This is a genomic window from Actinotalea subterranea (assembly GCF_008364845.1).
In the GTDB taxonomy this organism is placed as follows: Bacteria; Actinomycetota; Actinomycetes; order Actinomycetales; family Cellulomonadaceae; genus Actinotalea; species Actinotalea subterranea.
The window spans coordinates 107297-123474 of sequence record NZ_VTTP01000006.1; the positions used below are offsets into that span (position 1 = coordinate 107297).

The 16178-nt window shown below is 73.8% G+C and carries 11 protein-coding genes; 5 read left to right on the plus strand and 6 right to left on the minus strand.

The window, feature by feature from the left end:
- Positions 1 to 11: 11 nt before the first annotated feature.
- Genes FZ988_RS12025 through FZ988_RS12035 form a run of 3 tightly spaced genes read right to left on the minus strand, consistent with a single transcriptional unit; the run spans position 12 to position 5896 of the window.
- A complete protein-coding gene (locus FZ988_RS12025; RefSeq protein ID WP_149204269.1) occupies positions 12 to 1211 on the minus strand; it encodes an acetate/propionate family kinase in 1200 nt (399 codons plus the stop codon).
- Complete coding sequence (gene pta, locus FZ988_RS12030) at positions 1208 to 3385, minus strand: phosphate acetyltransferase (RefSeq protein ID WP_149204270.1); 2178 nt, start codon at positions 3383 to 3385, stop codon at positions 1208 to 1210. The genes FZ988_RS12025 and pta overlap by 4 nt, the downstream gene beginning before the upstream one ends.
- 30 nt (positions 3386 to 3415) lie before the next feature.
- Positions 3416 to 5896 (minus strand): phosphoketolase family protein, encoded by a 2481-nt coding sequence (locus FZ988_RS12035; RefSeq protein ID WP_149204271.1) that lies wholly within the window; start codon positions 5894 to 5896, stop codon positions 3416 to 3418.
- A gap of 258 nt (positions 5897 to 6154) precedes the next feature.
- Between FZ988_RS12035 and FZ988_RS12040 the strand changes: the two genes are divergently transcribed.
- Positions 6155 to 7108 carry an SURF1 family protein gene (locus FZ988_RS12040; protein WP_149204272.1) on the plus strand — a complete coding sequence of 318 codons (954 nt, stop codon included), beginning with the start codon at positions 6155 to 6157 and terminating at the stop codon, positions 7106 to 7108.
- Here FZ988_RS12040 and arfB read toward each other — a convergent pair.
- The 3 genes from arfB to FZ988_RS12055 are packed head-to-tail and all read right to left on the minus strand — an operon-like array spanning position 7065 to position 11083.
- A complete protein-coding gene (arfB, locus tag FZ988_RS12045; RefSeq protein ID WP_149204273.1) occupies positions 7065 to 7496 on the minus strand; it encodes an alternative ribosome rescue aminoacyl-tRNA hydrolase ArfB in 432 nt (143 codons plus the stop codon). The genes FZ988_RS12040 and arfB overlap by 44 nt on opposite strands.
- 4 nt (positions 7497 to 7500) lie before the next feature.
- Positions 7501 to 9234: an ABC transporter ATP-binding protein gene (locus tag FZ988_RS12050; protein WP_149204274.1), complete on the minus strand. Its 1734-nt coding sequence runs from the start codon at positions 9232 to 9234 to the stop codon at positions 7501 to 7503.
- The gene (locus FZ988_RS12055) at positions 9215 to 11083 is read right to left on the minus strand and encodes an ABC transporter transmembrane domain-containing protein (RefSeq protein WP_149204275.1); all 1869 of its coding nucleotides are present in this window, start codon (positions 11081 to 11083) and stop codon (positions 9215 to 9217) included. The genes FZ988_RS12050 and FZ988_RS12055 overlap by 20 nt, the downstream gene beginning before the upstream one ends.
- Positions 11084 to 11256: 173 nt before the next feature.
- Here FZ988_RS12055 and FZ988_RS18990 point away from each other — a divergent pair, with 173 nt between their 5' ends.
- From FZ988_RS18990 to FZ988_RS12075, 4 genes are all read left to right on the plus strand, one after another.
- Entirely contained in the window at positions 11257 to 11640 is a 384-nt protein-coding gene (locus FZ988_RS18990; protein WP_281287181.1) for a DUF3817 domain-containing protein, read from the plus strand.
- A gap of 43 nt (positions 11641 to 11683) precedes the next feature.
- A complete protein-coding gene (gene guaA, locus FZ988_RS12065) occupies positions 11684 to 13279 on the plus strand; it encodes a glutamine-hydrolyzing GMP synthase (RefSeq protein WP_149204277.1) in 1596 nt (531 codons plus the stop codon).
- A 131-nt stretch (positions 13280 to 13410) separates the two neighbouring features.
- Positions 13411 to 14718, plus strand: coding sequence for a YncE family protein (locus tag FZ988_RS12070; RefSeq protein ID WP_149204278.1), 1308 nt, complete (start codon positions 13411 to 13413; stop codon positions 14716 to 14718).
- Between the two features lie 211 nt (positions 14719 to 14929).
- The gene (locus FZ988_RS12075; RefSeq protein ID WP_149204279.1) at positions 14930 to 16132 is read left to right on the plus strand and encodes a glycosyltransferase family 4 protein; all 1203 of its coding nucleotides are present in this window, start codon (positions 14930 to 14932) and stop codon (positions 16130 to 16132) included.
- Positions 16133 to 16178: the final 46 nt, after the last annotated feature.

Below are 16178 nucleotides of genomic sequence, written 5' to 3' on the forward strand. Positions count from 1 at the left end.
TTGGTCCCGGCTCAGCCCTGCTGCGCCACGAGCTCCACGGCCTGGCGGGCGATCTCGAGCTCCTCGTTCGTCGGGATCACGAAGACCGTGACCTCCGAGCCGTCGGGGGAGATCACGCACTCGTCCTTCTTGCGGCCCTCGTTGCGCTCGGCGTCCACGGCGATGCCGAGACGCTCGAGGCCCGCGAGGGAGTTGATGCGGACGATGTCGTCGTTCTCGCCGATGCCCGCCGTGAACGCGATCGCGTCGACGCGGCCGAGCTGTGCGTAGTACGCGCCCACGTAGGCGCGGATCCGGTGGTAGTAGACCTGCAGGGCCGTGCGGGCGCGCTCGTCGCCCGCCTCGACGGCGTCGTGCACGTCACGCATGTCGGAGGAGCCCGAGAGGCCGAGCATCCCGGACCGGCGGTTGAGCAGGTCGTCGAGCTCGTCCGTGCTCATGCCCGCGACCCGCTGCAGGTGGAACACGACCGCGGGGTCGATGTCGCCCGAGCGCGTGCCCATGACGAGGCCCTCGAGCGGCGTGAGGCCCATCGACGTCTCGACCGACACGCCGCCGCGGACCGCGGTCGCGGAGGCGCCGTTGCCGAGGTGGAGCACGATGACGTTGACGTCCGCGGGGTCCTTGCCGAGCAGCTCGGCCGCGCGGTGGGACACGTAGCGGTGCGACGTGCCGTGCGCGCCGTAGCGGCGGATCGAGTAGAGCGACGCGACCTCCTGGTCGATCGCGTACGTGTACGCGGCCGGCGGGAGCGTCGAGTGGAACGACGTGTCGAAGACGACGACGTGCGGCAGGGTCGGGAAGGCGCGGCGCGCGGCGCGGATGCCCGCGAGGTTCGGCGGGTTGTGCAGCGGCGCGAGCGTCGACAGGTCGTCGATGGCGGCCTCGACGGCGTCGTCCACGAGGGCGGGCCCCGCGAACCGGTCGCCACCCTGGACCACGCGGTGCCCGACGGCGGTGAGCTCGCTCGCGTCGAGCTTGGGCCCGTGCGTCGCGAACAGCTCGAGGATCGTCGCGATCCCCGCCTCGTGGTCCGGGACCGGCTGCTCGAGCGACGTGCGGCCGTCCGGGCCGTCGTGCCGCACGGCGCCGACGGGCTGGCCGATGCGCTCGACGAGCCCGGTCGCCAGGGCCTCGCCGGAGTCGACCTCGACGAGCTGGTACTTGATCGAGGACGACCCCGAGTTGATGACGAGGACCTTGGGACTCACTGGGCTGCTCCTTGAGGGGCCGTCGCCGCGGCCGCGGTCGGGGTGGCGAGGGTGGTGGCGGTGTCGGTCTCGGCGGCGGCCCGCGCGTCGTCCGCGGCTGCCTGTGCGGCGGCCGCGGCCTGGGCCTGGGCCTGGATCGCCGTGATGGCGACGGTGTTGACGATGTCCTGGACGAGGGCGCCGCGGGACAGGTCGTTGACGGGCTTGCGCAGGCCCTGGAGCACCGGGCCGATGGCCACGGCGCCCGCGGAGCGCTGGACGGCCTTGTAGGTGTTGTTGCCCGTGTTGAGGTCCGGGAAGATGAACACCGTCGCGCGGCCGGCGACCGAGGAGTCGGGCATCTTGGTGCGTGCGACGGACGCGTCGACCGCGGCGTCGTACTGGATGGGGCCCTCCACCGAGAGGTCGGGGCGGCGCTCGCGGACCAGGGCCGTCGCGGCCCGGACCTTGTCGACGTCCGCGCCCGTGCCCGACTCGCCTGTCGAGTAGGAGAGCATCGCGATGCGCGGCTCGATGCCGAACTGCACGGCTGTCTCGGCCGAGGAGATCGCGATGTCCGCGAGCTGCTCCGCCGTCGGGTCCGGGTTGACTGCGCAGTCGCCGTAGACGAGCACGCGGTCCTCGAGGCACATGAGGAAGACGCTCGAGACGATCGACACCCCGGGGGTCGTCTTGATGATCTCGAACGCGGGCTTGATGGTGTGCGCCGTCGTGTGGATCGCGCCGGAGACCATGCCGTCGGCGAGGCCGAGCTGGACCATCATCGTGCCGAAGTAGGAGACCGACCCGACGATCTCGCGGGCGCGGTCGACGGTCATGCCCTTGTGCTTGCGCAGCTCGGCGTAGTGCTGGGCGAACCTGTCGTGCAGCTCGCCGTCCTTGGGGTCGACGACGGCGGCCGCGCTGATGTCGAGCCCGAGCTCGGTCGCGCGGGCCCGGATGGACGCCTCGGTGCCGAGGATCGTCAGCTGGGCGACCTCGCGCTGCAGGAGCGTGCTCGCGGCGCGCAGGATCCGGTCGTCGGTGCCCTCGGGGAGCACGATGTGCTTGCGGTCGTTGCGGGCCCTGTCGAGCAGCTCGTACTCGAACATGAGCGGGGTGACGACGGAGGGGCGCGAGACGTCGAGGCGCTCGAGGAGCGTCTGGGTGTCGACGTGCCGCTCGAACAGCGCGAGGGCCGTGTCGACCTTGCGCTGGGAGTCCGCGGAGAGGCGCCCGCGCGTCGCCGCCGCGGCGCTCGCCGTGCGGAAGGTCCCCATGTCGGTGCGGATGATCGGCAGCCGCTGGCCGAGGCCGTTGACGAGCCGGGCCACCGGGGACGGCGGGTAGAAGCCGCCGTTGAGGATGATGCCCGCGAGCGACGGGAAGCCGTCGGCCGCGTTGGCCATGAGCAGGCCGAGCAGGATGTCCGCGCGGTCGCCGGGCGTGATGACGACGGCGCCGTCGGTCAGCTTGTCGAGCAGGTGCTCGATCGACATTGCCCCGACCAGGAGGTCGAGCGCCTCGCGGGACAGCAGGTCCTCGTCGCCCGCGGCGAGCCGGCCGCCGACGGCCTCCATGAGCGCGCGCACCGTCGGCGCGTTGAGCAGCTGGTCCTCGGGCAGGGCCCAGGCCGGGAGCTCGGTGCCCATCGCGGCCCGCACGGTGACGAGCTCCTCGGGGGCGCAGCGGTTCGCGACGACGGCGATGACCTCGGCGTGCTGCGTGCGCAGCTCCGCGAGGCACACGTCGACCATCCCGCGGATCTCCTCGGGGCGCCGGTCGGAGCCGCGCACCACGAGCAGGACGGGGGCGCCCAGGTTGACGGCGATGCGCGCGTTGTACGCGAGCTCGGTCGGGCCGGCGACGTCCGTGTAGTCGGTGCCGACGATGACGACGACGTCTGACTGCCGCTCGACCTCGTGGTACCGGCTGACGATGCGGGACAGGGCCGCGTCAGGGTCGGCGTGCACCGCCTCGTACGAGACCCCGACGCACTGCTCGTACGTCAGGTCGACCCCGTCGTGGGCGAGCAGCAGGTCCACGACGTAGTCGCGCTGCGCCGTGGAGCGGGCGACGGGACGGAAGATCCCGACCCGTTGCCCGCTCCTCGTCAGGAGGTCGACGACACCGAGCGCGACCGTGGACTTGCCGGTGTCGCCCTCGGCCGAGGTGATGTAGATGCTGCGTGCCACGTCGGTGTCGCCTCCTGCGCTGGTGAGCGCCTACTCGTTGTCGCCGCCGGTCGCGGCGGCCGCCGAGATCCGGTCCGCCTGGGGGCCGCTCGCGGCGGTACCAGTGTCTCCCGCGTCGGACCACACCCAGTCACGCACCTCGGGCAGGTCCTCGCCGTGCTGGCGCGTGTACTGCCGTGCGTGCAGGCGCGCGTCGACCATCTCCTGGCGCAGCGCCGCGGCGCGCGAGCCGAGCCCGGGCACCCGGTCGATGACGTCGATGACCAGGTGGAACCGGTCCAGGTCGTTGAGCATGACCATGTCGAACGGCGTCGTCGTGGTGCCCTCCTCCTTGTACCCGCGCACGTGGATGTTGGAGTGCCCGTTGCGGCGGTACGTCAGGCGGTGGATGAGCCACGGGTAGCCGTGGTACGCGAAGATCACGGGCTTGTCGGCCGTGAACAGCGTGTCGAAGTCGCGGTCCGAGAGGCCGTGCGGGTGCTCGCGCTCGTCCTGCAGGCGCATGAGGTCGACGACGTTCACGACGCGCACCTTGAGCTCGGGCAGGTGCTTGCGCAGCAGGTCGGCCGCCGCGAGCACCTCGAGCGTGGGGACGTCGCCCGCGCACCCGAGCACGACGTCCGGGTCCTCGCCGCGCTCCTCCGTACCGGCCCACTCCCAGATGCCCAGGCCGCGCGCGCAGTGCGCGATGGCCTGCTCCATGTCCAGGAACGTGGGGGCCGGCTGCTTGCCCGCGACCACGACGTTGACGTACTGGCGGCTGCGCAGCACGTGGTCGTAGGTCGCCAGGAGGGTGTTGGCGTCCGGCGGCAGGTAGACGCGGACGATCTCGGCCTTCTTGTTGACGACGTGGTCGATGAAGCCGGGGTCCTGGTGGGAGAAGCCGTTGTGGTCCTGACGCCACACGTGGCTCGTGAGCAGGTAGTTGAGCGACGCGATCGGCCGACGCCACGGGATGTCGTTGGTGACCTTGAGCCACTTGGCGTGCTGGTTGAACATCGAGTCGATGATGTGGATGAAGGCCTCGTAGCAGCTGAACAGGCCGTGCCGGCCGGTCAGCAGGTAGCCCTCGAGCCAGCCCTGGCACTGGTGCTCGGACAGCATCTCGAGGACCCGGCCCGCACGGGCGAGGTTGTCGTCCGCCTCGATGATCTGCGCGTCCCACTGCTTGTCGGTGACCTTGAACACCGACTGGAGGCGGTTGGAGGCCGTCTCGTCGGGGCCGACGATGCGGAAGTTGTCGGGGTTCGCCTCGACGACCTCGGCGAGCCAGTCGCCGAGCACGCGCGTGGCCTCGACGATGTCGCCGCGGGGGACCGCGAGGTCGCGGAAGTCCGGAAGGCGCAGGTCGCGCAGCAGCAGCCCGCCGTTGGCGTGCGGCGTCGCGCTCATCCGCAGCAGGCCCTCGGGTGCCAGCTCGGCGATCTCCGGCTGGATGCGGCCGGTCGCGTCGAACAGCTCCTCGGGCCGGTAGGACTGGAGCCAGCCCTCGAGCACGTGCAGGTGCTCCTCGGTGTCGCGTGCGCTCGCGAGCGGCACCTGGTGCGAGCGCCAGGAGTCCTCGACCTGCTTGCCGTCGATGACCGGCGGGCACGTCCAGCCCTTGGGCGTACGCAGGATGATCATGGGCCAGCGCGGGCGCTCCGTCAGCGTGCCCTCGCGCGCCGCCCGCTTGATCTCGGAGATCTGGTTGAGGCACTCGTCGAGCACCCGCGCCATCTGCTGGTGCACGTCGGTCGCGTCGTCGCCGTCGAACCCGCCCGAGACGATGTACGGCGTGTGGCCGTAGCCGCGCATGAGGTCGAGGAGCTCCTCCTCGGGGATGCGCGCGAGGACCGTCGGGTTGGCGATCTTGTAGCCGTTGAGGTGCAGGATCGGCAGCACGACGCCGTCGGCCAGGGGGTCGACGAACTTGTTCGAGTGCCAGCTCGTCGCGAGCGGGCCCGTCTCGGCCTCGCCGTCGCCGACCACGGCCGCGACCAGCAGGTCCGGGTTGTCGAACGCCGCGCCGTACGCGTGCGAGAGGGCGTAGCCGAGCTCGCCGCCCTCGTGGATCGAGCCGGGCGTCTCGGGTGCCACGTGGCTGGGGATGCCGCCCGGGAAGGAGAACTGCCGGAACAGCTTGCGCATGCCCTCGGCGTCCTCGGTGATGTCCGTGTAGACCTCGGAGTACGTGCCGTCGAGGTACGCGTTCGCGACGAGGCCCGGACCGCCGTGGCCCGGGCCCGTGATGTAGAGGGTCGACTGCTTGCGCTCGCGGATGACGCGGTTGAGGTGCGCGTACAGGAAGTTCAGGCCGGGGGTCGTGCCCCAGTGGCCGAGCAGGCGCGGCTTGACGTGGTCGCGGTGCAGGGGCTCGGCCATGAGCGGGTTGTCCAGGAGGTAGATCTGGCCGACCGAGAGGTAGTTCGCGGCGCGCCACCAGGCGTCGACGATGCGAAGCGTCCGGTCGTCCAGGGGCGCGACGTCGCGGGCGGTCCAGCGGGCCTGGTGGTCCAGGACTGAGGTCATCGGACGATCCTCCTGTGCAGACGAGGGCTCGGCGGGGCCAGTCCCGCCGGGCAGGTTCAGCGTGCCCGCCGTCCGTCCCGAGACATGGGACGTTTGGCCCGTCGGCGACCTGGACCCGGACGACCGGGGCGCAGGTGTGACGGAGCACACCACTGCAATGCCACCACATCCGGGGCGTCGGCGCAGCACCCGCCGGGTGTCGGTACGCCGCGGGTTGCGACGCGGACCGGTGGCCCGTGCGCGGGTAGCGTGGCGAGCATGACAGCTGCCGACGCCGGGACCCCCGCGAGGCCGGCGTACCTGCGGACCGCGACGACGCCGCGGATGCTCGTCATCCTCGTGCTCCTGCTCGGTGCGGCCGCGGTGTGCGCCCGGCTCGGCGTGTGGCAGCTCGACCGGGCGGAGCTCCGGGGGGCCGCGGCGGCGCGCGCCGAGCAGCAGGAGGCGGTCGACGCCGAGCCCACGCCGCTCGACGACGTGCTCGCCCCGCAGAGCTCGTTCCGGGGGGACCTGGTCGGCGAGAAGGTCCTGGTCCGGGGCGCGTACGAGCCCGACGAGCTCCTCGTCGCGGGCCGGGTGCTCGACGGCGCCGAGGGGTACCTGGTCCTGACGCCCCTGCGCGTCGAGGCCGGGACCGCTGCCGGCGCACCTGTGCTCGCGGTGGTCCGCGGCTGGGTCCCGACGCCTGAGGCTGCGGCCGACCTCGGACCGGCACCCGCAGGCGTCGTCGAGGTCACCGGGTACCTCCAGGGCGGCGAGGCCGGGGGCACCGGCGACCTGCCCGCGGGGCAGGTGGAGGCGATCAGCCCCGGCGAGCTCGTCAACCGGTGGGGCGGGCCCACCTACTCGGCCTACCTGGTGCTCGCGGAGAGCGACCCTGCGCAGGCCGAGGGCCTCGCACTGCTCGGGCCGCCGACCGCACAGGGCGCGGGCCTCAACCTGCAGAACCTCGCCTACGCCTTGCAGTGGTGGATCTTCGGGGGCTTCGCGGTGCTGCTGTGGGCCCGGCTCGTCCGGGACGAGGCCCGCGCGGCGCTCGAGGACGACGACGAGCATGCGGTGCCCGACGACGACGCCAACCCCGCGGCCGCCGCCGACGTCGTCGCCGCGGTGCCCGGTGCCGACGACACGGCCGACGACACGGCCGGCGACGTCGACGCGGCGCGTGTCACGAGCGGTCGGAGCGCCCCGGCCGTTGACGCAGCTCCTTGACCTGACGCCGCCGGCGTTCCCCGGCGGCGCGCCGCTCGCGTGACGACCGGCTCGGTGCCGTGCGGCGACGCGGGGGCGCGGGCGGACGGGTCGCCTCGTCGACGACCGCGGTGAGCCTCGCGAGTGCCGCCTCGCGGTTGCGGAGCTGGGACCGGTGCTCCGACGCCGCGATGGTCAGGACCCCGTCGACGAGGCGCCCGGCGAGGCGCTCGAGCGCGCGTTCGCGCTGCACCGGCGTGAGGGCGGGGGAGCGGGCGACGTCCCACGAGAGCTCGACGCGCGAGTCCGTGGTGTTGACCCCCTGCCCGCCGGGGCCGGAGGAGCGGGAGAAGCGCCACCGCAGCTCGTCGTCGGCGATCTCGCCGCCGCGCACGGGGACAGGGCTCATGACGTCAGTCTCGCTGCCACGAGTGCCAGAGCGCCGCGTACTCGCCGCCGGCCGCGACGAGGTCGTCGTGGCGGCCGATCTCCGTGATGCGCCCGTCGTCGACCACGGCGACGCGGTCGGCGTCGTGCGCGGTGTGCAGGCGGTGGGCGATCGCGACCACGGTCCGGCCGTGCAGGACGGCCGAGAGCGAGCGCTCGAGGTGTCGCGCGGCCCGCGGGTCGAGCAGCGAGGTGGCCTCGTCGAGCACGAGGGTGTGGGGGTCGAGCAGCACGAGGCGCGCGAGGGCGACCTGCTGGGCCTGCGCGGGCGTCAGGCTCGCCCCGCCGGAGCCGACCTCCGTCGCGAGCCCGTCGGGCAGGGCGTCGACCCACTCCCAGGCGTCGACCGCCTCGAGGGCGCGCCGTAGCTCGGCGTCGTCCGCCGAGGGCTTCGCGAGGCGAAGGTTCTGCTCGACGGTCCCGACGAACACGTGGTGCTCCTGCGTGACGAGCGCGACGTGCCCGCGCAGGTCCTCGAGCGGGAGGTCGACCAGTGGGACGCCCCCGACGCTCACCTGCCCGCCGGTGGGCGGGTGGATGCCCGCGAGCATGCGCCCGAGGGTCGACTTCCCGGCGCCCGACGGCCCGACGACGGCGAGCCGCTCGCCGACCTCGAGGTCGAGCCCGATGCCGTGCAGCACGTCCTGGCCTTCGCGGTACGCGTAGCGCAGGTCCCGCGCGACCACGCGCTCGTCCGCGGGCGCGGCGTCCGTCGCGACGCGGTCCGGCCCGATGGCGTTGACGCCGATGATGCGCGCGAGGGACGTCGCTCCGACCTGGATCTCGTCGAGCCAGAAGATCAGCTCGCCGATGGGGTGCATGACCTGCACGGCGTAGAGCGCGATCGTGGTGACCGCGCCGACCGTCGTCGCACCGGTCGAGATGAGGTAGGCGCCCCACGCGACGACGGCGATGATCGGCAGGACGAACGACAGGTCGACGCCGGGGAACAGCACGGTGCGCAGGCGCAGCGTGTAGGTCTCGGCCGCGAAGGCCTCGCGGAGGTCGGCGTCGATGCGCGCGCGGCGCCGCGGCCCGAGCCCGAGGGCGTCGATCGTGCGCGCACCCTCGACGGACTCCGTGAGGGTCCCGTTCAGCGTCGCGTACGCGGCCGACTCGCGCAGGTAGCCGGCCGCGGCGCGCTTGAGGTACCAGCGCGTGGTCCCGAGCAGGAGCGGGAGGCCCACCAGCAGGCCGAGGGCCACGACGGCGTCGACGGCGAACGCCGCGACGAGCGTGAGCGTGATGGTCGCGGTCGTCACGAGGATCCGTGGGATGCCGAAGCGCACGCTGTGCTGGACGCGGTCGATGTCGTTGGTCGTGCGGCCCACGAGGTCACCGGTCCCGGCGCGCTCGACGGTCGACAGCGGCAGGCGTGTCACGGTGCCGATGAACTGCTCGCGCAGGTCCGCGAACACGGTCTCGCCGAGGATCATCGCGGCGCGCTGCGCATACCGGATCAGGACCGTCTGCGCGAGCACGGCGACGACCAGGAACGCGACGACCTGGTCGATGTACCCCGTGGTCGTCCCGTGGGCGACGGCGTCGACCATGCGGCCGAGGAGCCACGGCCCGGCGAGCCCCGTCGCGGCCGCGAGCGTGTGCAGCGCGAGGACGCCGCCGAGCCCGCGGCGGTGCCGCCGCAGGAGCTCACGCGTGTGGTCGCGCAGCGTGGCGCGATCAGCGATGGGCAGCTTCACGGACGTCCTCCTTCCTTGCGGTCCGGCTCGTGTCCTTGCTCGTGTCCCCACCGGCGTCCGCGCGGGTCTCCCCGCCCGCGTCGTCGCCGGCGTCGTGGTCCGTGCTCGCCGACGCGCGGCTCACGACGGCCCGGTAGGCGCCCGCGTCGGGCGCCGCGAGGAGCTCCCGGTGGGTCCCGCGCGCGACCACGCGCCCGTCGGCCACCAGCACGACCTCGTCGACCCGGTCGAGCACGAGCGGGCTCGTCGTCACGACGACCGTCGTCCGGCCTGCGCGGGCCTCCGCGAGCCGCACCGCGATGCGCGCCTCGGTGTGCGCGTCGACCGCGCTCGTCGGCTCGACGAGCACGAGCACCTCGGGCTCGGTCAGCAGCGCACGCGCCAGTGCGACGCGCTGACGCTGCCCGCCGGAGAACGCGCGGCCCTTCTCGGTGACCTCGCCGTCGAGCCCGCCCGGGAGCGAGCTCAGCACGTCGCCCGCGTCGGCGACCTCGAGCGCGCGCGTCAGCACCTGCGTCAGGGCGTGGTCGCGCACGTCGAGCTCGTGCCGCAGCACGCCGCTGAACAGCTCGGGCGTCGACTCGGCGACGACGACGCGCCGCCGCACCTGCGCGAGGCCGAGCTCGGCCAGCGGAACGCCGCCGAGCCGCACGTGGGCCGCGTCGTCGACGTGCTCGCGTCCGAGGAGGCCCAGCCGGGTCGCGAGGCGTGCGGTCTCGTCCGGGTCCGCGCTGACGAGCGCGGTCACGCGTGCGCCGCGCAGCACGAGGCCTGTCGCGTCGTCGGACAGGTCGCCCGAGCCGTCGCCCGCGGCACCGGTGGCCGCGGCGACGCCGAGCAGCTCCGGGTCGCCGCCCGTCACGGGGACGCGGAGCACCCGCAGGATCTTGCGGACGCCGACGAGCGCGCGGGAGACGACCTGCACGGCCTGGGTGGCCGCGGTGAGCGGCTCGGTGAGGAACGCGGCGTAGCCGTAGAACGTCACGAGCTGGCCGGGCGTGATCTCGCCCGTGACGGCCAGGCGGGCCCCGAACCACACGACCGCGGCCAGGAAGAGGCCGGGCAGGAGCGTCTGCATCGCGTCGAGCAGCGACTGGGTCTGCGCGACCCGCACCCCGGCGCGGCGCACCGTCTGCGACTGCTCGCGGTAGCGCGCCGAGAAGACGTCCTCGCCGCCGATCCCGCGCAGGATGCGCAGGCCCGAGACGGTGTCCGCCCCGAGCGTCGTCAGGCGCCCGGCGGCCTCGCGCTGGGCGGCCTGGCGCCGCTGGAGGGGCCGCACGAGCAGCGCGAGCACCGCCGCGACGGCGGGCAGGCCCACGAGGACCGCGACCCCGAGCGTGACCGATGTGTCGAGCAGCAGGAACGCGACGACGACGTACGCGACGACGCCGCCGACGAAGCGCGCGGCGACGAAGAAGACCTCGCCCACGCGCAGGGCGTCGGACGCGACGGTCGAGACGACCTCACCCGTCGGCAGCTCTGCCGTGACGGCGTCCCCGGTGCGGCTCACGTGGTGCCCGACGAGCTGCGAGGTCCGGAACGCGGCCCGCAGCCAGCTCTCGACGTCGAGTCGGTGCCCGACGACGTTGGCGACGACCTGGACGACGCCGACGCCCAGGAGCAGGAGGCACCCGACGAGCAGCCCGCGCGACAGGCCGTCGCCCAGGCCCGTGTCCACGACCCGGCCCAGCAGGAAGGGCAGCGCCGCCTGGCTCACGGAGGCGACGACGCCGGTGGCCGCGCTGGCGAGCATGAGCGCACCCTGCTTCCGCGCGACCCACAGGAGGTAGGCGGGCGCGGTGGTCAGCGGGGGCGTGCCGGGGTCGGCGACGGGGAGGGGGCGCACGGTCGTCAACGCTAGGTCCGACCGGTGACATGCGACGACGCCTTTTCGCCGGGTGGGCCGTGCGCACGGACCCGCCCCGGTCCGCGCACAGACGGCGGCCGCCCGTGCGGCAGGATGGGTGCACACCGCAGGTCCCGCAGCGGTCCCGCGCGGGGCGGAAGACAGGAGGGCCCGTGGCCGCCACCGACTGGACGTCCAAGGCGAACGGCGCCCTGCGCCGCTACCGCGTGATGGCGTGGGTGACGGGTGTGATGCTCCTCGTGCTCGTCGCGGAGATGACGCTCAAGTACCTCGTGCAGGCGGGGCCCGAGCTCATGCGCTGGATCGAGTGGGTGCCCTTCGCGCACGGGTGGATCTACGTCGTCTACCTCGTCACCGTCGTCGACGTCTGGTCGACCCTGCGGTGGGGCTTCGGCCGGCTCGCGGCGATGGTCCTGGGCGGCGTCGTCCCCGTGATGTCCTTCGTCGTCGAGCGCACCGTGCACCGTGACGGCCTCGCACAGGTCGCCGTCGGCAGGCCCGCGCCCCGCGGTGCCTCGCGCACCCGCGTGCCCTGAGCGCACAGCCTCGTCGCCGCGGGCTGTCACTACACTCGCGCAGGTGACCGACTCCCCGCTGCCCGTCCAGCCGGAGACCGGCGAGGGCCCCGTCCTCGTCGTCGACTTCGGGGCCCAGTACGCCCAGCTCATCGCGCGTCGCGTGCGCGAGGCCCACGTGTACTCCGAGATCGTGCCGCACACGGCGTCGGTCGAGCAGATCCTCGCCAAGAAGCCGTCCGCCGTGATCCTGTCCGGCGGGCCGTCGAGCGTGTACGCCGACGGGGCGCCGTCCGTGGACCCCGCCCTGTTCGACGCCGGGGTCCCGGTGCTCGGCATCTGCTACGGGTTCCAGGCCATGGCGCAGGCCCTCGGCGGCACGGTCGCGCAGACGGGCTCGCGCGAGTACGGCGGCACGCACGTGACGGTGCCCGACGCCGGTGTGCTGCTCACGGGCTCGCCCACGGAGCAGTCCGTGTGGATGAGCCACGGCGACGCGGTGCACGCGGCACCCGAGGGCTTCGCCGTGCTCGCGACGTCGACGGGGTCGCCCGTGGCGGCGTTCGAGGACCGGGGCCGCCGGCTCTTCGGGATGCAGTGGCACCCGGAGGTCAAGCACTCGCCGCTGGGCCAGCACGCCCTCGAGAACTTCCTCTACCGGGGTGCGGGCCTGCGCCCCACCTGGACGGCGGGCAACGTGATCGCCGAGCAGGTCGAGATCGTGCGGGCGCAGGTGGGTGACGCGCGGGTGATCTGCGGCCTGTCCGGTGGCGTCGACTCGGCGGTCGCCGCGGCCCTCGTCCAGCGCGCGGTCGGGAGCCAGCTCACGTGCGTCTTCGTGGACCACGGCCTGCTGCGCCAGGGCGAGGCCGAGCAGGTCGAGAAGGACTTCGTGGCCGCGACGGGCGTCCAGCTCAAGGTCGTCGACGCCAAGGCGCAGTTCCTCGACGCGCTCGCGGGCGTCACGGACCCCGAGACCAAGCGCAAGATCATCGGACGCGAGTTCATCCGCGTCTTCGAGGCAGCCGCGCGGGAGGTCGTCGCCGAGAGCGGCGCGCACGGCGAGGAGGTCCGCTTCCTCGTGCAGGGCACGCTCTACCCCGACGTCGTCGAGTCGGGCGGCGGCGAGGGCGCCGCGAACATCAAGTCGCACCACAACGTGGGCGGCCTGCCGGACGACCTCCAGTTCGAGCTCGTCGAGCCGCTGCGCACGCTGTTCAAGGACGAGGTGCGCGCCGTGGGCCTCGAGCTCGGCCTGCCCGACGCGATCGTCTGGCGTCAGCCGTTCCCGGGCCCCGGCCTGGGCATCCGCATCATCGGCGAGGTCACGGCCGAGCGCCTCGACGTGCTGCGCGCGGCCGACGCGATCGCGCGCGAGGAGCTCACCCGTGCGGGTCTCGACCGGCAGATCTGGCAGTGCCCCGTGGTGCTCCTCGCCGACGTCCGCTCGGTCGGCGTCCAGGGCGACGGGCGCACGTACGGCCACCCCGTCGTGCTGCGGCCCGTCAGCTCCGAGGACGCCATGACCGCGGACTGGACGCGCGTCCCGTACGACGTGCTCGCCACGATCTCGACGCGCATCACGAACGAGGTCCCCGAGGTCAACCGCGTGACGCTCGACGTGACGAGCAAGCCGCCGGGCACCATCGAGTGGGAGTGAGCGGCGCGTCCGAGGTACCACGGCACGGCGCTGTGACCCGTGGGTTCACGCGGCTCAGGTGCGCCGGACCTCAGTAGACTCGGGCCCGCCGCGCAGGGCCCTGCCGGCGTCTACGGAGGGGGCACCGCCCGATGCCAGTCCAGTCCCGCGCCCGGAGCGCGGCAGCCGTTCTCACCACGGTCGTTCTCGCGTTCGGCGTCGCCGCGTGCAGCGCTGACGAGGAGCCGGTGGCCCCGGTCGAGTCGCGGTCGGCCGAACCGTCGGCGGAGCCCACGGACGACGCCGCGCTGTTCGCCCACGTGTGGGACCTCGCCGCCCCGGAGGGTCAGAACCTGCGGCAGTACCTCACGGTCGAGGACGACGCGTGGACCGTGCTGTTCGCGGGCGACGAGGGCGCATCCGTCGTGGTCCTCGACCCGGAGACGGGCGCCGAGCTGGACAGCCAGGCGATCGAGGGCGTGTCCTTCGCCGACGACTGCGCGCCGGGCGACGCGACGATGCTGTGCACGCAGACCGCCACGGACTCCTTCGTGGTGGTGGACCTCGAGACGCTCGAGACGATCGCGACCGTGCCCGGCGGCGAACCGATGGGCGTCGTCGTCGAGGGCGGGCTCGGGAAGAGCCTCGAGAGCACGCGGGACCACCTGGTCGCTGGGTGGTACAAGTCGGGCGACGTGCTCACGGTGCTCGACGCCACGGGTGAGGTGTCGGCGTCCTGGACGGGCGTGACGGACGCCGTGTCAGTCGGCCCGACCCTCTGGAACGGCGACTACTACCGCGGCAACCAGATCCTGCGGGCGGGCGGCGGGGTGGCCGAGACCTCGGCGACGCCCCTGCCGGAGGCCTTCCTGTCGCCGACCCGCGCCGTCGCGCGGCCCGCTGACGCTCCCGGCTGGGTCCTGGTCGACGAGAACCTCGCGCCGCTCGGCACGGTCGAGCGGGTGGAGGGCGACGAGAGCGCGTTCACCCCCATCGACCCGGGGGAGGGCTGTCCGTTCGTCGACCAGGCGGGCGTGGCGGCCGGAGACGACCGGAAGGCGTACCTCCTGGACCGCGAGACCTTCGAGGTCACGCCGCTGAGCGAGGACCTCTTCATGGACCCGACGGCGTCGGGCGTGTGCCGCGACGGCGAGATCATCGCGACGCTCGCGCCCCCGGGGTCCTGGGAGGCGGAGCTGTACCGCATCTCGGCGGACGGCACGGTGACGCACGTGACCGAGGGCGTCGAGGAGATCGTCAACGACCTGGGCGGCGACCTGGTGCTCGCCGAGGGAGGGAACCGGTCGTACATCCTGGACGTGAGCACCGGACAGGCCCTCGAGGAGGTCGACGACCTCGACCTGACGAAGTCGCTGCTCCCGTCGCTCTTCGACGCCGCTCCGCTGTACATCCAGAACGAGGGCGGCCTTCGTGCGTACCGGAGCCACGTCGACTCCTGACCGATGCGGGCCCACGGGCCCCTCCGGGAGGCCCACGGGCCCCTACGGGGGGCCACGGGCCCCTCCGGGGGCATCTCGTCGCGCGATGGCTGCCCGGTCGATCGAGATGGGACGAAGGCGCGCATGCTCACCTCGGCCTCCGCCCGCCACCGAGTCGGCTGGATGCTCGACGCGTCCCAGGTTGGTCGGACGCGGCGGCTAGCCTGACGTCGTGCGCATCTTCCACGTCTCGGACTGCTACGCGCCGCGGACCGGGGGCATCGAGTCCCAGGTGCGCGACCTCGCGCGGGCGCAGCGCGCCGCGGGTCACGAGGTGCACGTCCTGACGGCCACCCCGGGACGGGCGGGCGAGCGAGGGGGAGTCGTCGAGGACGACGACGGCGTGCAGGTGCACCGGCTCGGTGCGCGCATCCCGTTCGACCTGCCGGTCAACCCCTCTGCGGTGCCGCGCGTCCGCGCCCTGGTGCGTGACCTGGCGCCCGACGTCGTGCACGTGCACGCGGGCGTCCTGTCGCCGTTCGCGTTCGACGGAGCCCGCACCGCCCTGGCCGCGGGCGCGCCCGTCGCGATCACGTGGCACTGCATGCTCGACGGCGCGGTCCCCGCGCTGCGGGCGGCCGTCCAGCACTCCCGGTGGGCCGATGTGCCCGTCGCACTCTCCGCAGTGAGCGGCGCGGCGGCCGAGCGGGTCGCCGACGTGTTCGACGCCCCCGTGTCGGTCGTCCCCAACGGCATGGACCTCGACCGCTGGGCCCCGACGCGCTCCGAGGCGCGCGCGCACGTGCCGTCGCCCGCGACCGAGGGGCCGCAGGCCGGCGCCGGGGTGGCCCCCGCGCACCACGCGACCGCCGGGACGCCCGTGCGGTGCGTCGCGACCATGCGCCTGGCCCCCCGCAAGCGCGGCTCCGCGCTCGTCGGCGTCGTCGAGGACGCCCTGACCCAGCTCGAGCCCGGGGCCCTGACCCTCGAGATCATCGGTGACGGCCCGGTGCGTGCGGCGATCGAGCGCTCGGTCGCGCGGCGCGGGCTGACCGACGCGGTCACGCTGCGCGGCCGGCTGAGCCGCGACGACGTCCGGGCGGCGTACGACGACGCGGACGTCTTCCTGGCCCCGGCGGCGCTCGAGGCGTTCGGCATCGCCGCGCTCGAGGCGCGGACGGCGGGGCTCGTCGTGGTCGCGCGGCGGGGAACGGGCATCGAGGAGTTCGTGACCGACGGCGTCGACGGGCTCCTCGTCGACGACGACGCCGCGATGGCCCGCGCGCTCGTGACGCTCGCCCAGGACCCGGGCCTGCTCGCACGGCTCGGCGCGCACGCCCGGGAGCACCGGCCGCGCTTCGACTGGGCGACGGCGCTCGAGGCCGCGCAGGGGGAGTACGCGCGGGCACGAGCGCTGCGCGGCGCCGGCGTCTGACCCTCAGCCCTGGCCGGGCGGGCCATCCGCGAGGCAGGGCGGCCCC